This is a genomic window from Paenibacillus provencensis (genome assembly GCF_042678545.1).
Lineage (GTDB): Bacteria > Bacillota > Bacilli > Paenibacillales > Paenibacillaceae > Paenibacillus > Paenibacillus provencensis.
The window spans coordinates 1,787,425-1,813,435 of record NZ_JBHTKX010000001.1 but is presented as its reverse complement, the minus strand read 5'-3'; the positions used below and the strand labels follow the sequence as shown (position 1 = coordinate 1,813,435).

The 26,011-nt window shown below is 44.4% G+C and carries 29 protein-coding genes; 23 read left to right on the top strand and 6 right to left on the bottom strand.

The genetic code is table 11. From position 1 onward, the window contains the following. Positions 1-168 precede the first annotated feature (168 nt). The 3 genes from ACFQ3J_RS08610 to ACFQ3J_RS08600 all read left to right on the top strand — a co-directional run bounded on the left by ACFQ3J_RS08610 (position 169) and on the right by ACFQ3J_RS08600 (position 3,174). Complete coding sequence (locus ACFQ3J_RS08610; RefSeq protein WP_251583564.1) at positions 169-387, top strand: hypothetical protein; 219 nt, start codon at positions 169-171, stop codon at positions 385-387. 74 nt (positions 388-461) lie between these two features. Next, positions 462-1,178 carry a 3-ketoacyl-ACP reductase gene (locus tag ACFQ3J_RS08605; protein WP_091155737.1) on the top strand — a complete coding sequence of 239 codons (717 nt, stop codon included), beginning with the start codon at positions 462-464 and terminating at the stop codon, positions 1,176-1,178. Between the two features lie 172 nt (positions 1,179-1,350). Further along, entirely contained in the window at positions 1,351-3,174 is a 1,824-nt protein-coding gene (locus ACFQ3J_RS08600) for an ABC transporter substrate-binding protein (RefSeq protein ID WP_251583565.1), read from the top strand. A 95-nt stretch (positions 3,175-3,269) separates the two neighbouring features. Here ACFQ3J_RS08600 and ACFQ3J_RS08595 read toward each other — a convergent pair whose 3' ends face one another. Further along, complete coding sequence (locus ACFQ3J_RS08595) at positions 3,270-3,473, bottom strand: hypothetical protein (protein WP_091155742.1); 204 nt, start codon at positions 3,471-3,473, stop codon at positions 3,270-3,272. Positions 3,474-3,938: 465 nt separating this feature from the next. Between ACFQ3J_RS08595 and ACFQ3J_RS08590 the strand changes: the two genes are divergently transcribed. The 8 genes from ACFQ3J_RS08590 (at position 3,939) to ACFQ3J_RS08555 (ending at position 9,472) form a co-directional block, all read left to right on the top strand. Beyond that, positions 3,939-4,577, top strand: coding sequence for a hypothetical protein (locus tag ACFQ3J_RS08590; RefSeq protein WP_244533161.1), 639 nt, complete (start codon positions 3,939-3,941; stop codon positions 4,575-4,577). 90 nt (positions 4,578-4,667) lie between these two features. Continuing rightward, positions 4,668-5,210: a MauE/DoxX family redox-associated membrane protein gene (locus ACFQ3J_RS08585; RefSeq protein ID WP_251583566.1), complete on the top strand. Its 543-nt coding sequence runs from the start codon at positions 4,668-4,670 to the stop codon at positions 5,208-5,210. Further along, a complete protein-coding gene (locus ACFQ3J_RS08580) occupies positions 5,207-5,746 on the top strand; it encodes a TlpA family protein disulfide reductase (protein WP_091155751.1) in 540 nt (179 codons plus the stop codon). Before ACFQ3J_RS08585 ends, ACFQ3J_RS08580 begins: the two co-directional genes overlap by 4 nt. Before the next feature lie 11 nt (positions 5,747-5,757). Continuing rightward, complete coding sequence (locus ACFQ3J_RS08575; RefSeq protein WP_251583567.1) at positions 5,758-6,234, top strand: hypothetical protein; 477 nt, start codon at positions 5,758-5,760, stop codon at positions 6,232-6,234. A gap of 77 nt (positions 6,235-6,311) precedes the next feature. Next, the gene (locus ACFQ3J_RS08570; protein WP_091155755.1) at positions 6,312-6,776 is read left to right on the top strand and encodes a hypothetical protein; all 465 of its coding nucleotides are present in this window, start codon (positions 6,312-6,314) and stop codon (positions 6,774-6,776) included. Positions 6,777-7,019: 243 nt separating this feature from the next. Further along, positions 7,020-7,520, top strand: coding sequence for a DinB family protein (locus ACFQ3J_RS08565; RefSeq protein ID WP_251583568.1), 501 nt, complete (start codon positions 7,020-7,022; stop codon positions 7,518-7,520). Between the two features lie 119 nt (positions 7,521-7,639). Next, a complete protein-coding gene (locus ACFQ3J_RS08560; RefSeq protein ID WP_091155759.1) occupies positions 7,640-8,068 on the top strand; it encodes a hypothetical protein in 429 nt (142 codons plus the stop codon). A gap of 183 nt (positions 8,069-8,251) precedes the next feature. Continuing rightward, positions 8,252-9,472, top strand: coding sequence for an aminotransferase class I/II-fold pyridoxal phosphate-dependent enzyme (locus ACFQ3J_RS08555; RefSeq protein ID WP_251583569.1), 1,221 nt, complete (start codon positions 8,252-8,254; stop codon positions 9,470-9,472). Positions 9,473-9,569: 97 nt separating this feature from the next. On the opposite strand, the gene ACFQ3J_RS08550 is transcribed toward ACFQ3J_RS08555, so the two are convergent. Next, positions 9,570-11,873 (bottom strand): helix-turn-helix domain-containing protein, encoded by a 2,304-nt coding sequence (locus ACFQ3J_RS08550; RefSeq protein WP_251583570.1) that lies wholly within the window; start codon positions 11,871-11,873, stop codon positions 9,570-9,572. 334 nt (positions 11,874-12,207) lie between these two features. On the opposite strand from ACFQ3J_RS08550, the gene ACFQ3J_RS08545 reads away from it, so the two are divergent. The 6 genes from ACFQ3J_RS08545 to ACFQ3J_RS08520 all read left to right on the top strand — a co-directional run bounded on the left by ACFQ3J_RS08545 (position 12,208) and on the right by ACFQ3J_RS08520 (position 17,740). Next, positions 12,208-13,143 (top strand): ABC transporter permease, encoded by a 936-nt coding sequence (locus ACFQ3J_RS08545; protein ID WP_251583572.1) that lies wholly within the window; start codon positions 12,208-12,210, stop codon positions 13,141-13,143. Positions 13,144-13,160: 17 nt separating this feature from the next. Beyond that, positions 13,161-14,042 (top strand): carbohydrate ABC transporter permease, encoded by an 882-nt coding sequence (locus ACFQ3J_RS08540; protein WP_251583574.1) that lies wholly within the window; start codon positions 13,161-13,163, stop codon positions 14,040-14,042. Between the two features lie 92 nt (positions 14,043-14,134). Beyond that, the gene (locus ACFQ3J_RS08535; protein ID WP_251583663.1) at positions 14,135-15,703 is read left to right on the top strand and encodes an extracellular solute-binding protein; all 1,569 of its coding nucleotides are present in this window, start codon (positions 14,135-14,137) and stop codon (positions 15,701-15,703) included. Then, the gene (locus ACFQ3J_RS08530) at positions 15,693-16,760 is read left to right on the top strand and encodes a Gfo/Idh/MocA family protein (RefSeq protein WP_251583576.1); all 1,068 of its coding nucleotides are present in this window, start codon (positions 15,693-15,695) and stop codon (positions 16,758-16,760) included. The genes ACFQ3J_RS08535 and ACFQ3J_RS08530 overlap by 11 nt, the downstream gene beginning before the upstream one ends. After that, on the top strand, positions 16,753-17,082 hold the full coding sequence (locus ACFQ3J_RS08525) for a Gfo/Idh/MocA family protein (RefSeq protein ID WP_311287141.1): 330 nt from the start codon (positions 16,753-16,755) through the stop codon (positions 17,080-17,082). The genes ACFQ3J_RS08530 and ACFQ3J_RS08525 overlap by 8 nt, the downstream gene beginning before the upstream one ends. Next, complete coding sequence (locus tag ACFQ3J_RS08520) at positions 17,075-17,740, top strand: Gfo/Idh/MocA family protein (RefSeq protein ID WP_311287143.1); 666 nt, start codon at positions 17,075-17,077, stop codon at positions 17,738-17,740. Before ACFQ3J_RS08525 ends, ACFQ3J_RS08520 begins: the two co-directional genes overlap by 8 nt. 13 nt (positions 17,741-17,753) lie before the next feature. Here ACFQ3J_RS08520 and ACFQ3J_RS08515 read toward each other — a convergent pair whose 3' ends face one another. Continuing rightward, positions 17,754-18,506: a DUF4184 family protein gene (locus ACFQ3J_RS08515; protein ID WP_251583578.1), complete on the bottom strand. Its 753-nt coding sequence runs from the start codon at positions 18,504-18,506 to the stop codon at positions 17,754-17,756. A gap of 120 nt (positions 18,507-18,626) precedes the next feature. Here ACFQ3J_RS08515 and ACFQ3J_RS08510 point away from each other — a divergent pair, with 120 nt between their 5' ends. The 5 genes from ACFQ3J_RS08510 (at position 18,627) to ACFQ3J_RS08490 (ending at position 22,800) form a co-directional block, all read left to right on the top strand. Continuing rightward, positions 18,627-19,232, top strand: a complete 606-nt coding sequence (locus tag ACFQ3J_RS08510; protein WP_251583579.1) for a GNAT family N-acetyltransferase — start codon at positions 18,627-18,629, stop codon at positions 19,230-19,232. Positions 19,233-19,391: 159 nt separating this feature from the next. Then, positions 19,392-19,562, top strand: a complete 171-nt coding sequence (locus tag ACFQ3J_RS08505) for a hypothetical protein (RefSeq protein ID WP_251583580.1) — start codon at positions 19,392-19,394, stop codon at positions 19,560-19,562. A gap of 31 nt (positions 19,563-19,593) precedes the next feature. Beyond that, positions 19,594-20,700, top strand: coding sequence for a DUF5643 domain-containing protein (locus ACFQ3J_RS08500; protein WP_251583581.1), 1,107 nt, complete (start codon positions 19,594-19,596; stop codon positions 20,698-20,700). Between the two features lie 359 nt (positions 20,701-21,059). Next, entirely contained in the window at positions 21,060-21,779 is a 720-nt protein-coding gene (locus tag ACFQ3J_RS08495) for a YebC/PmpR family DNA-binding transcriptional regulator (RefSeq protein WP_047913983.1), read from the top strand. 241 nt (positions 21,780-22,020) lie between these two features. Next, the gene (locus ACFQ3J_RS08490) at positions 22,021-22,800 is read left to right on the top strand and encodes an exodeoxyribonuclease III (RefSeq protein WP_091155780.1); all 780 of its coding nucleotides are present in this window, start codon (positions 22,021-22,023) and stop codon (positions 22,798-22,800) included. Positions 22,801-22,975: 175 nt separating this feature from the next. On the opposite strand, the gene ACFQ3J_RS08485 is transcribed toward ACFQ3J_RS08490, so the two are convergent. After that, positions 22,976-23,518 carry an isochorismatase family protein gene (locus ACFQ3J_RS08485; RefSeq protein ID WP_091155783.1) on the bottom strand — a complete coding sequence of 181 codons (543 nt, stop codon included), beginning with the start codon at positions 23,516-23,518 and terminating at the stop codon, positions 22,976-22,978. Between the two features lie 182 nt (positions 23,519-23,700). Here ACFQ3J_RS08485 and ACFQ3J_RS08480 point away from each other — a divergent pair, with 182 nt between their 5' ends. Then, positions 23,701-24,327: an SGNH/GDSL hydrolase family protein gene (locus tag ACFQ3J_RS08480; RefSeq protein WP_091155784.1), complete on the top strand. Its 627-nt coding sequence runs from the start codon at positions 23,701-23,703 to the stop codon at positions 24,325-24,327. A 115-nt stretch (positions 24,328-24,442) separates the two neighbouring features. Here ACFQ3J_RS08480 and ACFQ3J_RS08475 read toward each other — a convergent pair whose 3' ends face one another. Beyond that, positions 24,443-24,835, bottom strand: coding sequence for a hypothetical protein (locus ACFQ3J_RS08475; RefSeq protein ID WP_251583582.1), 393 nt, complete (start codon positions 24,833-24,835; stop codon positions 24,443-24,445). A 93-nt stretch (positions 24,836-24,928) separates the two neighbouring features. Further along, positions 24,929-25,903, bottom strand: coding sequence for an electron transfer flavoprotein subunit alpha/FixB family protein (locus tag ACFQ3J_RS08470; RefSeq protein ID WP_091155788.1), 975 nt, complete (start codon positions 25,901-25,903; stop codon positions 24,929-24,931). Between the last annotated feature and the right edge of the window lie 108 nt (positions 25,904-26,011).

Below are 26,011 nucleotides of genomic sequence, written 5' to 3'. Positions count from 1 at the left end.
GTAAGGTAAGGAATATTGTCAATGTTTTTTCGCGATCGTGAAGAAGTCGATTAGTATCATTGATGAGAGCATTCGGGATTATGAGTCCAAATCTTCGATCTTCTTTCTGGCTACTTCCAGTTTGGAGCGTAAGGCAGACGTCTCACCGCGGGAGACGAACCGGGTTTTGTGAAGATATTGGACGAGAAGCATCTGGCATTCCCAGATCGGCCGGGTAACCGCACAGGTCTTGCCGTTGTATTGGAGGCTGAGAAGTGTTTCGTGCATTGCCCGCGGGCGTTTAAACAGGCGGGTATCTGTAGTCACGATCAATGGATTCTTAAGGAAGAGCATTCGAATACGAGCGAAATGTTCAAGGTGCACTTGGCTATCAACGGCTGGAAATGAATGAACGGAAAAGTTATAATGGAGTGACTGACGATTACATAAAAATTTAGATATAAATAAAGGAGAGAATCAACATGCAGGATCTTAGAGGTAAAACAGCGCTCATTACAGGTGCAGGCAGAGGGATAGGCCGAACAACCGCCATTTATTTTGCTAAGGAAGGTATTCATGTTGGACTGCTGGGAAGAAGTGTTGAGAATTTGGAGAAGGTGGCTGCTGAGCTAACAGAATACGGAGTTCGTGTTTCATTGGCAAGTGCGGATGTGGCTGATCTTGAATCTGTGAATCAAGCAGTGAATCATATTACGAGTGAGCTTGGACCTATAGATATTCTGATCAACAACGCGGGTATCGGCAAATTTGGCGGATTCCTGGAGCTTGAGCCAGCTGAGTGGGAGCAAATCATCAAGGTGAACGTGCTTGGCGTTTATTATGTAACTAGAGCGGTATTACCGCAAATGATCGAACGTAAGACGGGAGACATCATTAATATATCCTCTACAGCAGGGCAGAAGGGTTCCCCGGTATCGAGCGCTTATAGTGCATCGAAGGCAGCGGTACTGGCTATGACAGAATCTCTGATGCTAGAAGCGAGAAAGCACAATATCCGTGTGAGCGCCTTAACCCCTAGTACGGTTGCAACCGATATGGCGGTAGAACTGAACCTGACAGATGGCAACCCGGAAAAAGTAATGCAGCCAGAAGATCTCGCTGAGTATATGCTGGCACAGCTGAAGCTGAATTCCAGAATCTTCATTAAATCAGCCGGAATGTGGTCAACTAATCCATAATGTTGGCTTAGATACAGGGTGCATTAGTCACCACATACCAACGACCAATATAAAACCATTCGTAATAAACCACGGATGGTTTTTTCGATGAAAAAATAATTCCTAAGCTCCATCCTAAGGAGTACAATGTATGGATAGGAAACTCTCTTACCAAAGGAGGGGCTGAGTGATCATGCTGTATGAGCAATATCTTGTACTAAACCAGAAGCTGCGTACCAGAGGAACAGGCGATGTCTCCATTGAGGTTACCGTTAAGAGTATCGCTGAGATCCTATTTTGCACGACGAGAAATGCGAAACTGGTTATACGAAAAATGACAGAACAAGGCTGGATCAATTTTGTATCCGGCAGGGGCAGAGGGAATAGATCAAGGCTTACGTTCCTTGTCGATCGGGAAGAGATGCTGATCACAATAGCCAAAGATCTTGCCCGAAAGGGACAATTTAAACAAGCCTTCGAGATGCTCCATACTCATGGAGAACAGAATTCGATTGATCAGTTCTCTCTATGGCTGGATGGTTATTTTGGACTCGAAAAAGAACATAAAACGGGCAGTGAGACAAAGGATGTACTAAGAATACCGATCTATCGGCCAATAAATACAATGGACCCTGCGGATTGCTTCTGCAGCCTGTCCGCTCACATGATACAGCAGCTCTATGACCGGTTAGTGATCTACGATATAAATACAGAGCGGTTTATTCCGGCCCTGGCGCACCACTGGGAATCCAATGAAGATGCTACGGAGTGGACGTTTCACCTTAGAAAAGGAGTCTTGTTTCATAATGGAACGAAGTTAACCTCTGAGGATGTCCGTTTTACGATGGAGAGGCTTGCCTTAAATAGAAGAAATAGCTGGATTCTCAGGTCTCTTAAGCAAATTGAAGTCCTGTCATCTCATGCCATTCGCTTCGTATTATATCGCCCGAACTGGATCTTTCTCCGATTCGTTACAGCGGTATCCATGTCCATTCTTCCTAAGGATTATGCGGGGCTCTCAGAAGAGGAGTATTGGAAGCATCCGATTGGAACAGGGCCGTTTCAGTTTGCCGAATGGACGGAAGGCTGCTTCACCATGAATGCTCATCCTTATTACTACCAGGGTCGGCCTTACTTAGACAGCGTAATTGTTGCTACGCTGCCGGAGGAGGCAGGAATTATAGGAGGTTCGTCTAGAAAATGGAGCTGTCTGAACAGTTTGACTGCTGAAAGTGTAATGGACACTAGTGCTGCTGCATTGGATACTCAAGCTCCGGAGGACATAAAGCCGCTTGACAATATTGGTTCTGAGCATTACTGCACCGGACTTCTTACCTGGAACATGACAAAAGAGGGGAGTCAGCAAACGGCCCAGTTTCGTCATGCGGTTAATCTGTATCTGGACAGAGCGAGAATGATACAGGAATTAGGAGAGCATCGCTCCCACCCGGCCCATTCCTTTCTTGCAGACAACCGCTATTCAAGGCAAGCACATCATGTGGATGAGCAGTATGCCAGAGCGTTATTGAAGGAATCGGGATACGATGGATCACCCCTTGTTATTGGCAGCTATGGACTGCATGTGCGTGACGCAGAATGGATTAGGGGAAGACTTGCTGACCTGAACATTGAGGCGATTGTTGTTGCCAAAAGCATGACCAATATTCTGGAAGACCATTTAGTAGAAGAGCTGGACTGTATTATTCATTCCGTTGTCCTTCCGGGTGAAGAGGTGTGCCTGGTCGAGAATTATGAACAGCACGGCAGTTATGTTAAAGAGTTGCTGGACCCCGGTATAGCGGATTGGGTACACGAGCGGATAGATCGTGCTCTGGCTTGCAAATGGGCTGATGAACGAATGGCCATGCTCGAAGAGGTTGAGGAATATTTGAGAAGAGAAGCCCATGTGCTGTTTCTCAATCATTCAAGCTTTCAAATACAATCCGATGCTTCCTTCAAAGGAGTAGCTATTAATTCGCTCGGATGGATTGATTTCAAGGAAATTTGGAAAGCATAGCTCAAAGGTAAATTGAGTTATACAAAATTCTGAAATAAAAGAGCAGGCTGCATTTTAGCAGACCTGCTCTTTCTTTGAATCCACCTGTTCATTTTTTAAGAGGATTTTGCTTTTCGTGACCGGCGTTTCCGGAAGAAACCATATAACAGGCTTAGATTAATAAATCCAACATGAGACCTTAGTTTCATCCTTTTCTTTGCGCTGCTGCTTGAATAAGCTCTTAATATCCCTCTGCGGTCCTGATGTTCCCAAATTTGTTGCTGATATTCATACAGCTTGTGCTGTGTGTAATCATCCATAATAAAGACCTCCTTCTTGATGTCTTTATTATGAGGCTGAGAATAGCTTCTAAAAAGTGTAAACCTTACACCGATTATTTCCCCTTTTAACCATTCAGCTTCATTGGGAAGTATGGCTTTACATGACGATTCTTGCTGTGACGTTTTGGATACGGATGATGATTAGGATGCTTCTTGCCATGCTTGCTGCCCTTGTTGATGGCTGTGATCCTGCTCTATTCTTACATATAATTGATTCTTCTTTTTCACTCGGCACACCTGCACTCTACGTTATGAGATCAAATCGTACATACCTATTGTATGCTTGAGAATGAAAGATCATCAGGTACGAATGTCAGGGCAAATGTCAATTTAACGAAATAACCTATAGCCACGCTCTTGAATTAAGAAATAAATAACGTGAATGGTTCATATGCTGAAATAGATGGGGCGTAAAGAGCATTCGAAGGGAGGAGAACACTGCTATTGCTGATCCTGTTCTTGTTTGCCATAAGTGCTGCTGTTGCAAGTGTAGATACCACCTGTGGACTTAACGTATTGGGAAGTCTTGAGCATACGAAGGGGAACAAAGTCAAATATGCATTCATCTATATTATCTCTTGCATGGCTGGTGGGACCGTGACCGGCTTGATCATTAGTGGGCTGAATGCGATCATCAGCCTAACGGCAGTCTCTGCCTATTACGAGCCTATTCTGATCACATGTTTTATTATTGTTATGCTTCTTGAGATGTTCAACAAGTCCGCGATCCTGCCTTCAGGCAACTTTATCGTGCCTTCTTCTTGGATTAGCAAGGCGGATTATCGGACTGCGGCCTTGTGGGGAAATATACTGGGGCTGGGCTTCCTCACATTGCAGGCAGGTGTGCTGTTTCATACTTACGTCATTGTCTCGTTATTCACTTCACCGTGGTGGGCAAGTGTTGTCGCTGGATGCTGTTTCGGATGCATAAGAGGGACGGTGTACAGTCTCCCTGTGGTCCGTTCGTTGGTGTATCGATTGCTTGAAAAAAGAGCCGGACATTATACACTCCTCACGGCAATAAGGCTGACGCTGTCCTACTTGCTTATCTTGGGCTCTATTGCGGTACTGTTAGTCTCCTAATGTGACGAAGCCAATGGGTATTTCTAATCATAAGAATGATTGTGATTGGGCTAGTGTTCAAGAGTGATATGGAGATGGAGTGGTAGAGGTATGTACGAACTTCTTGCTATCCTTATGTCTTTCCCATTACTCATGTCGGCAGCCAGTTTCATTTGGGGAAAAGTACTTGGTGATCCGAGTAATTTTCCAGCACATCCATCCCTCTATAAGGCACTCATCAGTGTACAAATTCTTGCTGCTCTTATCGTCTTCATTTACCAATCTTCCTTCAGCTTTATTCTTCTGTCACTGGTTTATCTGTCTCAAGCTATAGGGGTTCTGTTCATCATGCATACAAAAGGTAAGGTAGCTTGCGGCTGTCTAGGCCCTCAGGTGAGCTCCAAATTAAGCTATAAGCTCGTTCTACTGAACCTATTGTTTGTCTTTGCTGGGATATGGATCTGTTATTTTACTTACCAAATCTACGAACCCGTCATTATACCCGAAGGTGTATTAATCTATATGATTCTTGTACTGCTCGCTCTACTCATTGCTGTAGGCGTGCCTGATGCGCTGTATGCCATTGCAGCATACCGGTCCGTTGCTGGTCTAAACCGGCAAGTCATAAGCAAGCGGGGAGGAGGCGGAGGTTGAATATTTTATTTTGGCTATCGTATATCATACTGTGGCTGTTGGTCGTTCCGCTCGTTATTCTGAATCTAGTGCTGTTCAGGCAGCTCGGGATCATGATTATGGGAACGGCCCGGGGAGTGAATCAGTCTGGAATTCCTATTGGGAATAAGATACCTGCAGCTGCAGCCTTGAGGCTAGAAGGGGAGGAGTGGTCGACAGTCGAGTTGCTCGGCTCCCCCTCCTTGATGCTCTTTGGTTCTCCAACCTGTAAAGAATGTGCAGAGATAATGCCGGATTTCAAGCGCATAGCGGAGTTAAATGAGGTGAAGCCGATCCTTCTGTTATTCTCAACTGCTGAGCTTGCTTCTGAGTATGTGAGAAAGATCAATTATACAGATGAGGTGATGCTGGTAAGTCCGGATTTGGCGAATCAGCTCGATGTTCAGGTAACACCGTTCGCCTATGCGATTGACCGGGATGGCATAATCAAGCACAAAGGTCTAGTTAACAGCAGAGACCAACTGGAATTATATGTTAAGGCTTCAAAAGCTTCATGAAGAGGTGAAGTATGTGGCGAAATCCAAAAAATAAAGATGAAAAGATCCAGGACTTCATCAGCAGGCAAGTTAGAAAATGGAATTATGCTTATGGGGTAAGCAAAGTCTTGAATAAAGCTGCCGAGGCGATAGCGGTAGCACTAGCCAGGTTATTCATTCGTGATCGTAATACGGCCCAAATTTCTTATCTCTCGGGGGCCTGTTTTCCTCCACATGGTCAGCTGTGCCGCGGGTGTGGTTCAGACGGTGCCTGTCCTTCCACTTATGTGACATGCACAACATACAATGCGCTTATGGGCTGCAGAGGCTTGTGCCCGCATCCTTCGGGATGGTGGTATACCAGTGATCCTGTAGGGTTAAGGACCAAATGCACGGATTGTGTGACTCAGCAAATTATGCCGTATACGCCGGGAAACTGGTGTTACCAAGGTGCACGTATTAATGGAGAATATGTCATTTGTGGATGTCAATCGACCTTATTATATTAACATTTGCAATTAGCAAACACTTATATATGGGCATTTGCATATACTGCATAACAAAGAAGAGAACAGGGAGGAACGTCATGTCTACTCAGCGTGAACGACAATTGATGTTTCAATGTGAACATGAGACAGCGGATTATTTGAAGAAGTATCGGCAATATGTAAAAGAGTCCTGTGAGCAATTCATGAACCATGACGTCAGCATACAAACATTGGATGGCGAAACATTTGAAGGTACCATCGTAAATGTAGACCCTCATCATGTATATATCAGAGTTCATGAACAGCGGGGATTTGGCGGCCCAGGATTCGGACCTGGGTTTGGTCCCGGAGGACCTGGGTTCGGTCCCGGAGGACCCGGACTCGGAGGACCTGGCTCAGGCTGGGGACCCGGTGGAGGTAATGGGCCATATGGACCTGGTCATGGCGGCCCCGGATTTGGGCCAGGTCCTGGATATGGCCCAGGTTTCGGCTCAGGGCCAAACCCGAACGTTATTTTACCCCTCACATTGTTCAATTTGCTTACACTCAGTTTATTGATTTAGTTCGCACGATAAGGGATTGGAGGGACAATTCGAAATTTAGGATCATACATTAAGGAAAGTTGATCGGATAAAACTGCGGGATTCCCCGTAGTTTTTATTTTTTATTCAATGCAGTTTCTTCAATCATTCAAATTTAAGTTTTGAGGTATATTTTAGTTGAATGAAGAACATATGTGCTTACAAAGGGAGTGGTGTTTGATATAATATCCGTGTTATTCCAATATTTTACGGGAGGATGATAGGATGAAGGTATGGTTTAAGCATAATTGGCAGCTGAGAGAACAGTGGTATGAATGGTGCAGGGATGTTCCTTATGAGGAACTGGTCAAGGAGCGTACTGGCGGTGTCGGCAGCATCATGCGAACACTGTTTCACATTGTTGATGTGGAGTGGAGCTGGATCCAAATGATGCAAGGGAAGTCCCATGATGAGGAGAATTTCGATGAGTTCAATACAGTGGACAAGATTCAGGAGCTCGATCGACGTTACCGTCTGGACATCAAGGAGTTTATTGAGAATTGGAACGACAGTATGGAGGAAACTCCATTTTATTTTGACGAACCTACAGGTCAAGTGAACGTCGATGCATGGGGAGAGATTATGCGGCACACGATTGCACACCAGATTCATCATATTGGACAAATATCGTTGTGGGCAAGGGAGATCGGTAAGCCGCCTCTATCTCCAAATGTAATAGGAAGAGGACTCATTCAACCGCAAACCGTTCACAATCAAGGAATCTAGCTTTTGTCGATATACCTCTTCGGTTCATATATTTAGATGCTTACCTCCTATTAATCACCCATACCAAATCTGTCATGTAACATACTATATTATATCTTAATAGGATTGGGGGTAAGGTTATGTCAGAGTTTATTGATTCCAGAACCTCACAGAACGCCAGCTTTGCCAACTCCATTTCCATCCCGATTCTAGTCATTAATACTCCGCAATTATTTGGTCAGATCGGACTTCAAACCGCAGGGGCTGGTGCAAATCCACGTGTCGTTTTACAAGGGACGATATCATTGCAGCTTCCTCTTGCTCTCGTAGGGATTACGATTACGATCGTCAGAGGGACCGCCTCAACAGATCCCCTCGTTTATTCAGCGACTTCAACTTTTAATTTAAGTGTACTTGCTCCTCAAGTTATTACGTTCAACGCGGCAGATTTTAACCCGCCGATAGCACCACAATTAACGTATACAGCGTTTGTTACATCTAACTTGCTCGGAACCGTTCGGGTAGGGCCTGAGAACTTCAGCGGCATTCTTGTTTCTGATGCTGTATAATCTAGATATTTTTCATTAATTTTTCATTAGTATATTCGTAAGAATGGTATGACAGACTCTGCCACTGGCAGAGTTTTTGTCTATTGTTCTACCTGCCACATGAATCCTCCATGCGAATCAATTTCATATGTTGAAATTCATTCATGATATAATAGATGGAAAAAACAAGAGTGGGTGCATGCATTGACATTTAAGAAAATAAAGCGGTCCTGGAGGGCCGAGAAATTATCATATTTGGGTTCGTCTATATTTACAGAAGTTGCAGATTGGAAAGAAGAAGCACGCTCTTCCGGCAATGAGATCATTGATCTGGGCATTGGAAGCCCTGACCGCGGGCCCACGGCTCATATTCGAAACATATTGAGTGAAGCCGTTCTTAATGAGAGCAATTATGCTTATCCGGGGACTTCCGGCAGCCAGCCTTTCCGTCAGCAGGCTTCTGCATGGATGAAGCATCGATTTGAGGTGGATGTAGATCCAAATACAGAGGTTTTAGCCCTTATGGGGTCTCAAGATGGGCTGGCACACCTGGCTCAGGCCATATGTAATCCTGGAGATCTGGCCATTGTTCCTGATCCCGGATATCCGATATACGCTGGTTCTCTTGCCATTGCTGGGGTGAAGCCTTGGTATCTTCCACTGAAGGAAGAAAACGATTTTCTACCTGATTTAGATAATGTCCCTGATCAAGTATGGGAGGAAGCTGTATTCATACTGCTTAATATTCCCGGAAATCCGATTGCGGTGACAGCGGATACAGAATTTTATGAGAAATTGATTCGAATCGCGACAAAGTGGAACGTACTCATTGTACATGACTTGGCGTACTCTGAGATGGCATTTGATGATTATCGGCCTATGAGTATTCTTGAACTTCCAGGCGCGAAGGATATCGCCGTTGAATTTCATTCCTTCTCGAAGAGCTTTAATATGGCTGGCTGCAGAATTGGCTTCTTAGCTGGTAACCCGGAAGTGGTAGCCGCACTTCGTGACCTGAAGAGCAACATTGATTACGGAGTATTCGAACCCATTCAGGCAGCAGCGATTGCTGCGCTGGAAGAGGCGATGAGTAAGGGGAAAGGAGATCGGGGAGTTGCTCCATTATATGAGGCTCGCCGAAATGCTTTTGTCGAGGCGCTTGCAGCCGAGGGCTGGAATGTTCCGAAACCAAAAGCGACGATGTTCTTATGGGCTCCGCTTCCTGCGAGTTTTAAAGGATCGGCAGAGGCCTCACGGAGATTTGCCCGTGAATTACTGCTGGCAACAGGGGTTGTGGTCATCCCTGGCGAAGCCTTCGGAACCGAAGGAGAGGGATACGTTCGGATTGCTCTCGTACAAGAACAGGAAAGGCTAATAGAAGCGGCAAAACGAATGGGCAGGTTTATCCGTCAGTACGAAATTTAATAAGTGAGATGTTAAATATTATGGGAAGACGAGAAACACCTTCAATGCATACCGCACATCCTGACAAAATGCGGACATGTTCTTGAAGGTGTTTTTTTCATCCATTGCTCAGCTTATGCTCCTGCAGAACACGCTGTTTCCGATACGCACCAGGCGTCATGTTGGTCAGCTTCTTAAACGATCGGTTAAAGGAGGTGATATTATGATATCCAACGAGCTGGCTGATCTCGTTCACATTCAGGTCCGTAGTCACAAGCAGCTCGCATGCCTTGGACATGCGCACTCCCTGCAAATGCTCGCTGAAATTCATTCCTGTCTTCTCTTTAATATAGGCTGAGAGATATGCGCTGGATAAATTGAGCTTGTCGGATAAGTAATCCAGCGAAATGTCCTCCATATACTTGTGCTGAATAATTTCGAAGAACATAACGACGATGGGCTCTGATGTTAAGTCCTGGCGTTTGCGAGTAAGCGCGCATGCAGCCGAGACAAATGGAAGGAAGCCTGAACGATACTCGGCAAAGGAATGACAATGCTCTATTCCTTCCATCCACAGCTTCAGTGCAGGGTAGGTATCCTCGCCGGGCAGAAGCTCCTTGGTACTCTCCAACAGTTTTACAGCAATGAGATGAGCATACTCCTGGAACTGCTGTATTCCAGCTCCTTGCTTATAAAATGGCACCAGCAGTTCTTCAATTAGCTCCATACAGCGTTCCTCATCCCCTGATTGTAGAGCTTGATGTAGATTTTTTTGCATGGCTGAAGAAATGGGAGGAAGCTCAGGAAGCGCTCTTTCCTCAAATATAATTTGAGTTTCTTCTATTAAATAGGCTTGTGATGACAGATTTCGTAAACGTTGATACGCCTCATTAAATCCGGAAGCATCAGCAACATGCGGACTGACGCCTACGGTCACAAGATAATGCTCTTGGTCCGCATCGAACGTTTGCTTGATTCGTTCTAGCAGCATGTTCAAATCCTGTGCAGAGGCTCCTTTCAATACGGAGACGATTTCATCGCTCTCCAGCTGGAATGTATGTGTATCCTGCACACATTCTGAAGAAATCAGATGGATATGCTCCAGCAAATGGCGGATAACCCGGATCTTATTTTCCTGAGCCTCCATTCCGGCTTGGCGCAAACGAATATCATAATAAACAATATGATATCGCCCCGAGCTGTTCAGGAAGTCTGACCACTCATTAATGTCGGTGTTGATATTTTTGAGCTGATTCATATAGGTATAGCTTTGGAGCGCTGCTTTTTGCTCCTTCATCCGCTGGATAACCATCTCTTTTTCTTTCTGAAGCTGTTGAATTCGGCTGTGGATAAGATCATATTCCCAGATCTGTCCCGCCGTATTGGATTCATTCCCCATAGGAGGTTCACTTTCGCCAGCATCGCCCTGAGTTCGATCCAACAGAACTGAGAGCATTTGCTTCACAGGGGAGTGAAGCTTTCTGCTAAGTACAACTGCAGCTATAATGGCGACCGCGAGTGAAGCGATAAACACCAGCAGTAAATATTTGGAGATATGCTGCAGCTGAACGGTGATTTGTGTGTCTGGAGTCGATGTAATGTAGGTGATTCCGTCACTGCCAGTGGTCTTGAAATAATAAACTCCATTGTGCTTCACTATGTTCTCATCTTGATTGAATTGGGGAATCTGATCAGCTTGAGCACTTCCATCCTTGCTGTACAGGATATTTCCTGTTTCATCCATCAGCATTAAATTTCCTTGACCTGTCGTCCCGTAAAATGCATCTGCCGCCTGCTCAATATCAATCATTGCTACAAGCTGATAAGAGGTGTCGGGATAGTGGAATATATATGGCATCAGCTTCTTGGACTCGATGTTCATCGCCGCAAGCTCGAAGTTAGAAGCAGTCAGCATTTGAAATGAATCTTGCTGATTAAGCTCTTCTTGCCAATCGGATAGGGTATAGTTCACATTATGATAAAAACGCTCAAACATATATTCACTGCTGCTGCTGCCGCTCTTGCCAAACGCAAGATCAGCCTGATCCAAATGGACAATGACATCTTGGATCATAAACAACGAATTATAGGCCTCTCGTCGAATCTCCTCAATAACCTCCTTGGCTTTCAAGAAATTCGCTCCGTCAATGCCATACCTCGTCAGTTCACTATTAAAGCTGATCAGATCCGGATTGTGATATAGATGAAAGAGCAGAATCTGTATTCTCTCAAAATGCTGGGCAAATCTCTCTGCTGTATTCTCCGTCTGCGTCTGACTGCTGCGCATAATTTCCTGCTCAAGTCCATTACGAAACATTGTATAGATAAGCACATAGAAGCAGCCAAACAACAGAATGAGGGTGAGAAAGCTCACAAATATTTTAAAGTATAAAGAACGCTTGCGGGCCCAGATCCACTTCATCGTACATTCATCTCCTAACGTTATTTCTGTGCTGCCAATGCTTGACCGAATCCTTCTTAATCGGCTTATTGTAGCAAGACAGTATTAAATCGCAGGGGCACCATTGTAAATCAGATGTAAAATACAGCTGTGTATTTTTTAAGATTGTGTTGTGTTTTTAAGAAAAGATGATAGGTTTTGTAAAGTTCTGAATAGATGTCTACAAACCAAAGAACGGTAAATACCCTTCTAGCAAAAGCTCTTGTATCATGTGACTTGGAAGTGACATCACAGTGCTTGCATTTGTAACTGTAAAAAGGGGGTGTTAAGTATTGGGAAGGATATAGCAACCAAGATGCAGGTAACTGAGAGAAAGAAATGGAAGCAGAGAAGCAGCCTGCGAGCATGGACCCGAAATTGGGAGCTGTACTTATTGTTTCTGCCTGTGCTCGCTTACTTCATTATCTTTCATTATATTCCGATGTATGGAGTGCAAATTGCCTTCAAGGACTTCATCGCGTACAAAGGGATCATGGGAAGTCCTTGGGTCGGTTTCGAGCATTTTGAGAGATTCTTTGACAGCTTCTATTTCTGGAGAATTATTAAGAACACGCTGGGGATTGGCATATACGAACTGATCGTCGGGTTTCCCATTCCGATTATCCTTGCACTCATGATCCATGAGCTGAGAACAGGCAAGTTTCGAAAATTTGTGCAAACCGTCACGTACATGCCGCACTTCCTATCCACGATTGTCATGGTGGGCATGATCATGATGTTCTTGTCTCCCGCATCTGGACTCATTAATGTAGTCATCTCGTTATTTGGCGGGGAGCCAATCAGCTTCATGACAGAACCTGGCTGGTTCAAGAGCATCTACGTATGGTCCGGTGTATGGCAAACGATGGGCTGGAGCTCCATTATCTATATCGCAGCTCTTGCCGGGATTGATCCGCAGCTTCATGAAGCAGCCAGAGTGGATGGAGCATCCAGGCTCCGTAGAATATGGCATATCAATTTACCGGGCATCGCGCCAACGATTATCGTACTGCTCATCTTGAACATGGGCTCCATTCTTGGCGTCGGGTTCGAGAAAGTATTCCTGATGCAAAACGACTTGAATATGGAAAGCTCGGATGTGATCTCTACCAATGTCTATCGCAGCGGTATACTCGGGGCACAGTACAGCTTCTCGGCCGCAGTCGGACTATTCAATTCTGTCGTTAATTTCATTATGTTACTCACGGTTAACCGGATTGCACGTAAAGTCAGCTCAAGCAGTCTTTGGTAGAAAGGAGGCCTGTAAGCATGGCAGAAAGCCGGGGAGATCGTTACGTCATGACTGCAATATACATTCTGCTTGGACTCGTCTCTCTCATTGTCTTATATCCGATATATTTTGTACTGATCGCCTCTTTTAGCAGTCCGGAGGATGTTATGCTGGGCAAGGTATGGCTCTGGCCGAAAAGTTTGTCTCTCGTCGGTTATGAACGGATATTTGAGAATAACGAATTGATGAAGGGTTACCTCAACACGATTCTATACACGTTCTTTGGAACCCTACTCAATGTGGTGATGACGATTGCTGCGGCATATCCGCTGTCTCGTCAGGACTTCAAAGGGAGAAATGTTTTTACGATCCTGATCGTATTTACGATGTTCTTCAGCGGAGGCATGATCCCATCCTATCTGTTGATTAAGGATCTGGGGATGCTGGATACGTTCTGGGCGATGATTCTGCCTACAGCGGTATCCGTGTGGAACATTCTAATTATGAGGACGTTCTTCCAAAGCTCCATTCCAAGAGAGCTGCAGGAGGCAGCATTTCTGGATGGATGCTCCAACCTGAAGCTGCTTGTCCGGATTATCCTTCCGCTGTCCGGGCCGGTGCTGGCGGTTATGGTATTATTTTATGCCGTAGGTCATTGGAACAGCTATTTCAACGCTCTGATCTATCTATCTGACAGGGATAAGTATCCGCTGCAGCTGTTTTTAAGAGAAATTCTAATTCAGAATCAAATGCAAAATATGGTGGACTTGGGCAGCGATACATATTCCAAAAGCTTGATGGAGGTTGAAGCCATCAAATACGCAGCCGTCATGGTGACGAATCTGCCGATGCTCATCCTTTATCCGTTCCTGCAAAAATATTTCATTAAAGGTGTCATGATTGGCGCTATTAAAGGATAACTGAGATTTTATACTATTATAGAGGAGTGAATTAGAAGGTGTGGAAAAAATGGGGGAGACTTTCTTTGTCGTTGGTTATTGCAGCAAGCTTAATGGCGGGCTGCGGCTCAAGTGAAGGCAGCGGAGAAGCCGAAGGAGAATCTGCTACTGAAGCAACATCCAATTTGAATGAGACGGGAATGCCGATCGTCAATGAGAAAATTACGCTTGATTTTTTCACCGGGAAGTGGGCAGGAAACAGCAGCAATTACGATGAAGTGCTCGTGTGGGAGAAGTATCAGGAGCTGTCCAATATTGATGTGAACTTTAATCTAGTTCCTTTTGAAACGCTGACAGAGAAGCGCAATTTGGCACTGGCCGGCGGAGATTATCCGGATGTCTTCTACTCCGCAAGAGTAGGCTCTGCTGAACTGACCCGATATGGACCGCAAGGGGTATTCATCCCACTGAATGATCTGATTAATCAGTATGCTCCCAATTTCAAGAAGCTGATGGATAAGAATCCGGGAATTCGTAAAGGTCTGACGATGCCGGACGGGAATATTTACTCTCTGCCTTCTTTCTATGATCCCAACTTCTTATCCATGCTTATCGGTACACCTTTATGGATTAATGAAGACTGGCTGAAGGAGCTGGGCATGGATGAGCCGGATACTATTGATGAATTCTATAATTATCTAACGGCGGTCAAGGAGACCGATCTGAATGGAAATGGCAAGAATGATGAAATTCCATTTGGAGGTACCGGTATTACATCAATCATCGATCAGGTCAAAGGGGCATGGGGTCTAGGAACGAAAGGTCTTGGACATAAATTCGTCGATGTGGATCCGGACACGAATGAGCTCCGTTTCACGAAGACGCTGCCAGAGTACAAGGAAATGCTGCAATTTATGAATAAGCTGTACACAGAAGGATTAATTGACAAAGAAATATTCACAATTGAGAGCAGTGCTCTGAACGCCAAGGGACAGGCCGACCTGCTCGGTTCCACCATCGTTCCGAACCCGGATACGGTAATGGGCAAGAATAACTACATCGGACTCGGCGCATTGGAAGGGCCGCATGGCGATAAGCTGTATTCCCATGTGAAGGTTCCGATGGTGCATGTAGGAGCCTTTGCAATTACAGATAAGAACGAGCATCCGGAAGCAACGATCCGCTGGATGGATCACTTCTTCGGACAGGAAGGTGCAACGTTCTTCTTCATGGGAGAAGAAGGCACCACTTATAACAAAAATGCGGATGGCGAGCTTGAATACATTGAAGAAATTACAAATAACCCGGATGGACTCACGATGGATCAGGCGCTTACTCAATATTTCACCTGGACAGGCGGAAGTTATCCTGGTTATGTGAAAGGCGAATATTTTAAAGGATCAGAAACCTTGCCAAATTCGATGGAAGCCGCAGAGAAGGCTGAACCAGACGCAGTGGAAGATATTTGGTACAACTTTAACTTTACGAACGAAGAGACGGATTTTATGTCCTCGGTTGGTAAAGACATTCATGATTATATTGGCGAAATGGAAGCAAAATTCGTTAATGGAAGTGCCTCTTTTGATGAGTGGGACACGTATGTGGAGACCATTGACAAAATGGGACTTGAAGAGTATATGAAGATCTACCAAGCTGCTTATGAACGTTATAATGCAAGCTAAACAACCGATGAAAATAGCGATTATGGGATACCGTGCCGGAGCTGCTAAATATGCACAGCGCTATGCGCAGCATCCTGCGATTCAGTTATCTGGTGTGTGTGTTCCAAGTATGGGTGACGCTGAAGAGTGGGCAGAGCACGTTCATTTGACCGTATTCCATAGCCTGCCAGAGCTGCTGGCAGAACAGAAGCCGGATATCCTTCATTTTACACTTCCGGTGAAGGAGCACTTGGCTGATCTGCACTTCGCTGCGGAAGCGGGAGTTCTTATGATCTGCGAGAAGCCCTTCGGCTTGTCATCAACAGATATGAATCAGCTTGTTGCGATGTGCAAACAGCATGGTGTAAAAATAATTCCTTCTCACGAGGCCTTGTTCAGACCGGATTATTCGGATTTGGCACGGCAGGTGAGAGCGGGAGTGATCGGCAGCCCAGGCGTCGTTCATGTGAGACGCATGATGACAAGAGAGGAAGCTGGCGGCAGCCATTTGCCTTCATCCTCTGCTCATCGTAACGGAACCATCATGGCACTTTTTATTGAAGAAATTGAATTTATGTGTCATTTGTTAGGTGAAGTGGAGAGCGTATTCGCACAGCATATTCGTAAGGAGTGGGCTGAGTATGCGCTGTTGACACTAAAGTATCAATGTGGAACCATTGTGAATTTGGAAGGCATGTTAGGTTATCCGATTCCGGAATCATCTGAATTCGAGATGGCAGGTAATCAAGGAATTATTCGTTCTAGTCCGAAGATGAGCACATCGGTGGAGATCAGAAGAGTGAGCTCCCCGTCTGCAAAGTATGTGATTACAGATTGTGCTCATCCTAAGCACCGTTCCGAATTCAGCATGGTGAGTCCTGCCTTTGAGGATGCGGCCGACGGATTCATGCGATCTGTGCTTCATATTGCAGCTCATAAGGCTGACCCTGATATAACGCTGCAGGACTCATGGAAGGCGGCAGTTATAGTGCAGGCAGCTGCTTATTCGGCAAAGAATGGGCAAGCGGTGACGATGAAATCATTTCGTTTAACAGAAGGATGGTGGCGGGATGCGTAAGCTTCGTATCGGCATGATCAGCTTTGCTCATTCCCATGCTTTCAGCTATTACAGGCAGCTGCAGCATATTAAGAATGCTGAGGTAACAGCGATCGCAGATCACCAATATGATCGGGTCCAAGCGATAGTTGAACGCGACCATGTTCATTTCTATCAAGATCATCGGGAGCTGCTCCAGCTGCCGGATTTAGATGCAGTCATCATTTGTTCAGAGAATGTTCATCATGCCTCACTCGTTACTGACAGTGCGAAGGCAGGCAAGCATATATTATGCGAGAAGCCCCTTGGAACAGGACGCAGGGGAAATGAGGCATATGATTGATATTTGCCAAGAAATGCAGGTACAGTTAATGACCGCCTTTCCTTGCCGCTACCTTCCGTCTGTGATTCGGGTTAAGGAAGCACTAGATCAAGGCGAGATTGGTGAAGTCATGGCCGTTAAAGGGTATAACAGAGGCAGAATGCCAGGCGGCTGGTTTGTCGATCCGGTACGATCAGGCGGTGGTGCGCTGCTCGATCATACGGTACATGTTGCCGATTTGCTGAACTGGATGCTCGGAGTACAGCCCCGAGTTGTTCATGCTGAGAAGGGGACACTATTTCACCATATTCCTGTCGAGGATTCCGGTATTGTTCATTTGGAGTTTGCGAATGGCGTGATTGGAGTCATCGATACAAGCTGGTCTCGTAATCCTGTGTTTCCTTATTGGGGAGATGTTAAGCTGGATATTATCGGGACCCAAGGAATCATAAGAATGGATGCTTTTGCCCAAGTCAATGAAGTGTTCAGTATAGAGCAAGGGAGGGCAAGGTACAGCTACTTTGGAGACAAGATGGATTATTACATGCTTCAGGATTTTGTGAACTGTATTCTTGAAGGAAGACCAGTAGCAATTACGGGAGAAGACGGGTACGCCGCAGCCGAGGTAGCTTTGTCGGCCTATGATTACCTGGAGAGAAGATCGAAATCTATAATTTGAAACAAGGTGCGCCTCAACGATGGAGGCGCACCTTGTTATTTTTAAGTTTAAAGAAGATCGATACAACGAGCAGACTAATCAAACCGGAATCGATCAATCTGACGACATGAACACCTATGCTATGAATAGGTACCAAATCAGCGATAAACCAAATAATGAAGAATACTATAGATAGTAGACCAATGGAAAGCCAGTACATCCACTTTTGGTTAGAAGGAGTACTGCGATTGGCTAATGCTTTATATTTTCTTGCTCGATAGAGTAAGTAAATAACAATCAATGATAGTCCGGCCAGCGTTCCGCCATGCTGTAGTATTTTGTAGATGGGAATCTCATAGCCCAATACTTGCAGGTCAGCGCTTAGGAACGGTATCCGATCAACAACAAATCCATGTTGATGCGTAAAAGCATCCCACACCACATGCGTTAACATCCCAAGCAAGGCAGAGTAGCAGAAGATGATTATTTTAGCTGGTAAACCCAAATTAGAGATGCGCTGATAACGGTCCTGCATAAATACAGGCAAATGATCGAATAGGCTGTTATGTATCCAATAATGATAGATCAGATAGACCACCGCGACCAGCGGCAAATTAAAATAGAAGAAACCGGCAAAGGTGTGTCCGGTCATCCCTGCAGGCTGACCTCGTAGAAAGTATTCAAAATCCGGGGCCATGCTCCCCAGCACCAGAGCTGTAAAATGAAGATACTTGCTCTTGCGAGAGAAAGGCAGAACAGCAGCAGGATGGGCGAAAGTAAATGGCATCGTTGTATGAAGTCTCCTTTTTAATGGGTCAAAATCAGTCTCTAGATGTATGTATTACCGAGCTCAGACACGTTAAATTATAGCATAAACCGTTAGGCTATAAATTGGAGGCAAAGACGGATGGAATTAATAAACATTGTAAAGCTGACAGAGCTTACTGAGGAGCAGCTAATGCAGGCCGCGGACGTCTACGTGAATAGTTATTATAACGAGTTAAGCTCGATGTCGAAAGATAAAAGTATGTTAAAGAAAATAATAAAAGCGTCATTGAATAAAGATCAATTCTACGCTGCTACCATTGATGGTCAAGTTGTCGGAATTATCGCATACTCGACGAGCATCACTCGCTCTCAGCATTTTGATAAAGGCTTCCTAAGAAGCATACTAGGTAAGGTTCAAGGCAGTGTAGTTCATTATTTCCTGGCAAAACAATTTCACGTACCCGCTCCAATTCTTAGAGATGAGTGCTTTTTGGAGGCAGTAGCAACAGACCCTAAGTATCGGGGGAGGGGCATCGCGACAGCATTGCTGCTTGAATTAATGCAACAGCTTCCTTTTACCGTGTTCAAACTAGAAGTGGTTGATACAAATATAGGTGCAAGATCTATTTATGAAAAGCAGGGGTTTCATACCTATAAGGCTGTAAAGCAACGACTGTTTCGCAAAAAAATTGGCTTTAATGAGAAGCTGTATATGGTAAAGACAGTGGAACGTACAAATATATAGCGTAAAGAAATGAAATAGTTTTTACGGAATGACAACTTTTATTTAGTGTGCAAATTTCAAGTTTTAATATAGTACTTTTGTAATTTCAGCAAACCAACCGTCCACCCATTACGTTTATAGATTTAGAACATTGGTACGTGACTAGGTGGGAGGTAGACAATGAATTCAGATCACAGGAATGAAGAAAAATCTGTCAGTGATGAGCATTTGAATGATGAAGCTAAACATCCGGGGGATCGCAACAAAAAGAAACGCTTGTTTTTAATTATAGCTTCTGCGGCTGCAATGCTGTTAGCAGGATATTTGGTGATGGAGGCACGTATTATCTGAAACTGATGCCAAGAGTCGTTATTCACCGAAAATGCAAAAGTATATAGAAGTCATTGATTATGATCAGAACTTCATGCTGGCTGCTCAACATGATCTGCTGCAGGAACTACATGTATCGGATACAAGCGGAGAGTATGAACTGGCTGTTGGCGGAATCATTGCCGATGAGGAAGAAGCTGTAATCCTGTATTCCGTGAGCGGTCCCGATCTTAAGGAACACCAAGACGCAACTGATGCTATTGAGTTAATTATCGACGAAGATGCTCCTCATTCGATTGGTTATGGTCATACTTCGCTAAACGAAGACGAGACGATCATTTATCAAAGTATTCAGCTAAATATGGAACATGGTGAGCTACTTCCCAATGAGCTTAAGCTTGAGATGAATATAAACGAGCAGCCTCTTGAAGTTACATTCCCAGTAGATCACTCTCGGTTTGCAGGTATGCGAGAACACATGGATATCAATAAAACTATTGTCATCGATAACCAAACTCTAACGTTTCATGATATGGAGATTACGCCGCTGCAAACCATGATCCGAATGGAAACGGATACGGAGAATACAAAGAATATTAACCATTTGAATGGGTTCAGGTTAACCGACAATAAAGGGAACCATTGGGCTGAAATCTCAAATGGAACGAACGGATCTGGGGATATAAGCTCAGGATCGTACATTGCATACATGGATAGTATTTACTTTGACAAGCCAGATCATCTATCCATAATGCTAGATGGCGTTAGTCTGTCTGACAAGAATTTAGAGTTTGTGCTCAATACAGATACTTTAGAAATGGTAGAAGCTCCTGATCATCGGTTGAAGATTGCAGAAATAGATCGGAATCAGGATTATGTATATATTCAGCTTGAGTATAATGATCCGGAAGAATCATTTAATAAACCACCGTATCGAGTATTACGTTTGCTTAAAGAAGATAGCGTGTTTACTGACGCTGCAGGTATAAAATATAAGATAACAGGCTCACCTCAATCCGCATTTAGTTTTGGAGATAATAGGACTACACTTCTATACATGGTGAACATTCCAAATGAAGATTATGAACAACCCTTAACTTTTGAGATTAACGAATATCCGGGGAAAGTAGATCAGAAGATTGAGATTCCTGTGTACTAACATTGTAGTGAGGATTCAGTTAGGTGAAAAATTGAAGTGATCCGCAACATGAGATGCGTTGCTCCAGTTGCGGATCTCTTTATGCTTTTTACAATACATTAGATGCAGCGCCGAGCTCCAGATTCTTCTCTAAAATGATGGCAATTCGATTCATCTTAATTAGTTCACTCCTATATTCATAGTCAGAATTACTTATGGAATTTTATGTATAGTATGATACAGTTTTATTTTCATATAAACTAGAGTAGACCTTAGATAAATCGTGAGTACTGCAGCATGGTAACTTTTCAAGCCGGCCCATAAAAGCTATAATATAAAGGATTGTTTAGAATCTCTATTGAAAGCGAGCGAATATTGATATGGGTCGTAAGTGGAATAATATTAAAGAAAAGAAGGCGTCCAAAGACGCAAGCACAAGTCGCGTATATGCGAAGTTCGGACGTGAGATTTATGTTGTTGCCCGTCAAGGCGAGCCTGATCCGGAATCGAACCGTGCGCTAAAGGTCGTTCTGGAGCGTGCTAAGACTTACAACGTACCGAAAGCGATCATTGACCGTGCACTGGAAAAAGCGAAGGGCGGATCAGAAGAGAACTTTGATGAGCTTCGTTACGAAGGCTTTGGTCCAAATGGATCGATGGTCATTGTGGATGCACTTACGAACAATGTAAACCGTACGGCTTCTGAAGTTCGTTCAACCTTTACGAAGAATGGCGGTAATCTGGGTGTCAGTGGTTCTGTCAGCTACATGTTTGACTCTACCGCAGTCATCGGGGTGGAAGGCAAATCTGCAGATGAAGTGCTTGAGCTGCTGATGGAAGCTGATCTGGATGTCCGTGATATTGTGGAAGAAGATGAAGCGGTTATCGTATATGCGGAGCCGGATCAATTCCATGCAGTACAAGATGCATTTAAAAATGCAGGTGTAACGGAGTTTACTGTAGCTGAGCTAACGATGCTGCCGCAAACCTTTGTATCCTTGGAAGGCGATGCACTTACACAATTTGAGAAGCTCATTGATGTGCTTGAAGACCTGGAGGATGTACAGCAGGTGTATCATAACGTGGAGTTTGAAGAATAAAATCATACAACTTTCTGATGAAAGTTGAAATTTTGTCATCAGCCTCTCATTTATCACGGGATAAATGGGAGGTTTTTATATGAACGTAATATCTGTAAAAATGTACATTGCGTGAAGCTGTGCTGAAACCTGAACAGCAGCAAGGGAGTAAGGAATTTTCTATGTTATAATTTTATGGTTGTCTATTTAAGACTACGGTAAGAGCAAAGAAAATTTACGAAAAGGGGAGAGTTCATCTACAGTGAAGCTGGTATCTTGGAATGTAAACGGGCTGAGAGCCTGTGTAAATAAAGGATTTATGGATTATTTTCATCAGATGGATGCGGACATTTTTTGTCTGCAGGAGACAAAGCTGCAAGAGGGCCAAATTCAGATGGAGCTGGACGACGCCTACGAGGATTATTGGAATTATGCAGAGAAGAAGGGTTATTCAGGAACTGCAGTGTTTACAAGAATCAAGCCAATCTCTGTACAGTACGGCATGAGTGAGGATGATCCAGATCCGGAGGGTCGAATGATCACGCTGGAGTTTGAGCAATTTTATCTGGTAAATGTGTACACACCGAATGCGAGAAGGGATTTATCTCGTCTACCGCTTCGTCTGGATTGGGAGGAACGTTTTCGAGCATATCTTAATGAGCTGGACAAGTATAAGCCTGTGGTCGTATGTGGAGACATGAACGTAGCACACCAGGAGATTGACCTCAAGAATGCAAAATCAAACCGTGGTAATTCAGGCTTTACGCTCGAAGAACGCGAGAAAATGACTCTTCTGCTGGATTCAGGCTTCATCGATTCTTTCCGTTACTTTTATCCCGATCGGACGGATGTGTACACCTGGTGGTCTTATATGGCAAAAGTCAGGGAGCGGAATATTGGTTGGCGTATTGATTACTTCCTTGCTTCGAACCGGCTCGCACCGTACTTGAAGGATTCAGGGGCAGACTGTCATATCATGGGAAGTGATCATTGTCCGGTTTACTTGGAGATGGAGCTTGATGAATCTCTTCAAAGTGCTTAACTGCTAACCGTTATAAATAGTTTTTAGGGATGAGCAAGGCATTTTTATATAAAGTCATATGGAAATTCATTTAAAAGTCTGATAAATGATTAGTGCTGTTTAATTGATTGTGCCCCAAGCACTATGTGACCTTGGTTCATCCCTTTATACTGAAATAGATTTGTATAAAATAGATTTAGATTGTATTGTGTACGGTATATTTCCGAACATAGCTATCGTGATCGAGCACCTCAATGGCACCTGACCAATCAAGCACTTTTCCGACAAAACCCTTGATGTCCAAATCCTTCATCTCATACGTATCCGGTGTATTCCCCGTACCTGTTGCATCCTTAATCAAGGTCACTTTATATCCGCGGTCATAGGCTGATATCGCCGTAAACAAACAGCAGAACTCCGTCTCAAATCCTACGATGAATAATTGATTGACGCCTAACTTCTCCAGTGTCTCTGCAAGATTTGTATTAAAAAATGCACTCGGAGTCTGCTTCTCAACTACAGTTTCGGCATATTCAAGAAGTGAATCATGTATATTTGATCCCTCTGAATCACGGTACAATGGACTTTCTTCCTGATCGTCAATATGTCTGATGAAAATGACCGGTTTTCCGTCTCTTTTGAAATCTTGAATTACCTGTTCCATTAATGTGAGTTCCTTCGTGAAATCCTTTAGCCGGACAATGGCGTTCTGTACATCAATAACTAGCAGTGCTTTCATTAGATCACCTCCTGGAATTATGTAACAATTGGTAATTCTACAGATATGCGATAAATCCTCTTGATGAATGGAATCTAACAGGTAATCTAACAAATTAGTGATATATGGCGTTGCAAGTCCATGCTGATAGCGCTATCATAAGTTCAGAACTTCATATCATTTCTAAAGGAGCAAATATACATATGACACGGATTGAAGACCAAGCTACAGTGTTATTTATCGGAGACAGCATTACGGATTGTGGTAGAAATTACGATAATAGAAGTGACCTTGGCAGGGGCTATGCGATGATGGTTGCGGCAGAACTTAATCTGCGTTATCCCGAGAAACAAATTCAGTTTATTAATCGCGGCATTAATGGCAACCGTGTCACTGATCTTGAACAAAGGTGGGAGCAGGATTGTCTGGCGCATAACCCAACCTGGGTCTCTATTTACATTGGAATTAATGATACCTGGCGCTGGTACGATTCCAAGGCAGAGACCTCTGCAGATGAATTTTATCGTACATACCGTGAGTTGATTGTGCGGACAAAAGAACATACGAATGCAAATATCGTATTGATTGAACCATTTGTACTGCCTGTTCCAGAAGATCGGAAGGGATGGAGAGTAGATCTTGATCCAAAAATTCATGCAATTCGTGATCTGGCTCGAGAGTTCGGAACCTACTACGTTCCACTGGATGGCTTGTTCGCTCAAGCGAGCGCCAAGGCGGAGCCTGCTTTCTGGGCAGGAGATGGTGTGCACCCGACTGATGCGGGTCATGCTCTCATTGCAAAAGCATGGCTTGATGCAGTTAAAGCTTAAGCTATTACTAAATAGATTCCATGTATTAGCGGCAAGCCTCATGTTGACGGACCCAAAAGACTGCTCTAAATTCCAACAGGAACAAGAGCAGTCTTTTTGTTTCCTACAAGTGAAATTATTGAAAGCTCCTTCGACTTTTGCGAGCAAACGAAGGGAAGGAGCCCAAAAAAATGCAACGCCTGCACCACGCGTAAGAATTCTTCCCCCAGCTACAAGTGAAATTTTTTGGATACCGAACGACTTTTGCGAAGCAACCGGAGAGAGGGAGCTCAAAAAATGCAACGCTAGCTTCACCCACAAAGAATTTTCCCCCAGCTACAAGTGAAATTTTTTGGATACCGAACGACTTTTGCGAAGCAACCGGAGAGAGGGAGCCAAAAAATGTAACGCTAGCTTCACCTTCAAAGAATTTCCCCCCAGCTACAAGTGAAATTTTTTGGATACCGAACGACTTTTGCGAAGCAACCGGAGAGAGGGAGCCAAAAAATGCAACGCTAGCTTCACCCACAAAGAAATTCTTCTCCTACTTCTAAGTGAAATTTATAAAAATTCAAATCAACGGTTGCGAGCAACCGGAGAGCGGCGTCCAATTATGGAACGCCTATACGAGTACCTTCCGAAACTCCGCAGTCAACAGAGGCACAACATCAAACAGATCACCGACAATGCCGTAATCGGCAACCTTAAAGATGGGAGCTTCAGGATCCTTGTTAATCGCAATAATAACACGCGATTGGCTCATTCCAGCCAAATGCTGTATGGCACCGCTAATGCCGCATGCAATATAAATTTCGGGCGTAACGACTTTCCCTGTCTGACCAATTTGCAGCGAATAATCGCAATAGCCTGCATCACACGCTCCGCGGGAAGCACCAACAGCTCCGCCGAGCAGATCAGCGAGCTCTTCAAGTGGCTTGAAGCCGTCTACGCTCTTCACTCCTCGGCCTCCAGAGACCACAATTTTTGCCTCGCTAAGATCAATCTTGCCTGTCGTCTTCTGAACGACATCCTTTACGATCGTGCGTAGCGATGGAGATGGATAAGCAATATCTTCAATGGGGGAAGCACTACCTTCCGGTGCAGTCGCTGCAGCAACATTGTTCGGACGAATGGTAATGACGGCTGGCCCATTCTCAAACACACGTTTTTCAAAGGCTTTACCGGCATACAGGGGTCTAGTAAATACCGCATTACCTTCTTCTACCTCAATGGCAGTAATATCCGAGATTTGTCCCGCCGCAAGATGGGCTGCAACCAGTGGAGCCAAATCCTTACCCAGAGCGGTATGACCGAACAGGACAAGATCGGGTGCTGCCTGTTGTAAGACAGATTTTAATACTGATATATAAGCTTCGGGGTTATAGTGTTCAAGCTCTGGATGCTCAATGGTATAGATCACATCGGCACCATAGGGAACAAGTTCACTCACGGCGGACGTTATGTCAGACCCGGCAACTACTACCTGGATACGATCCTGAGCACCAGCTATTTGCTGCGCAGCTCCTAACGTTTCTAGTGCTACCTGACGAAGTTTACCATCTCGATTCTCGGCATATACAAGCAATGTTTTACTCATAACAAGAACCTCCTAGGGTCATCCGAAATAGGATGCATGATTAAATACTTGAAAAATAACGCATGTTGGACATTCTATTGACCATACACTTTAGGTAGATCAGCTGCA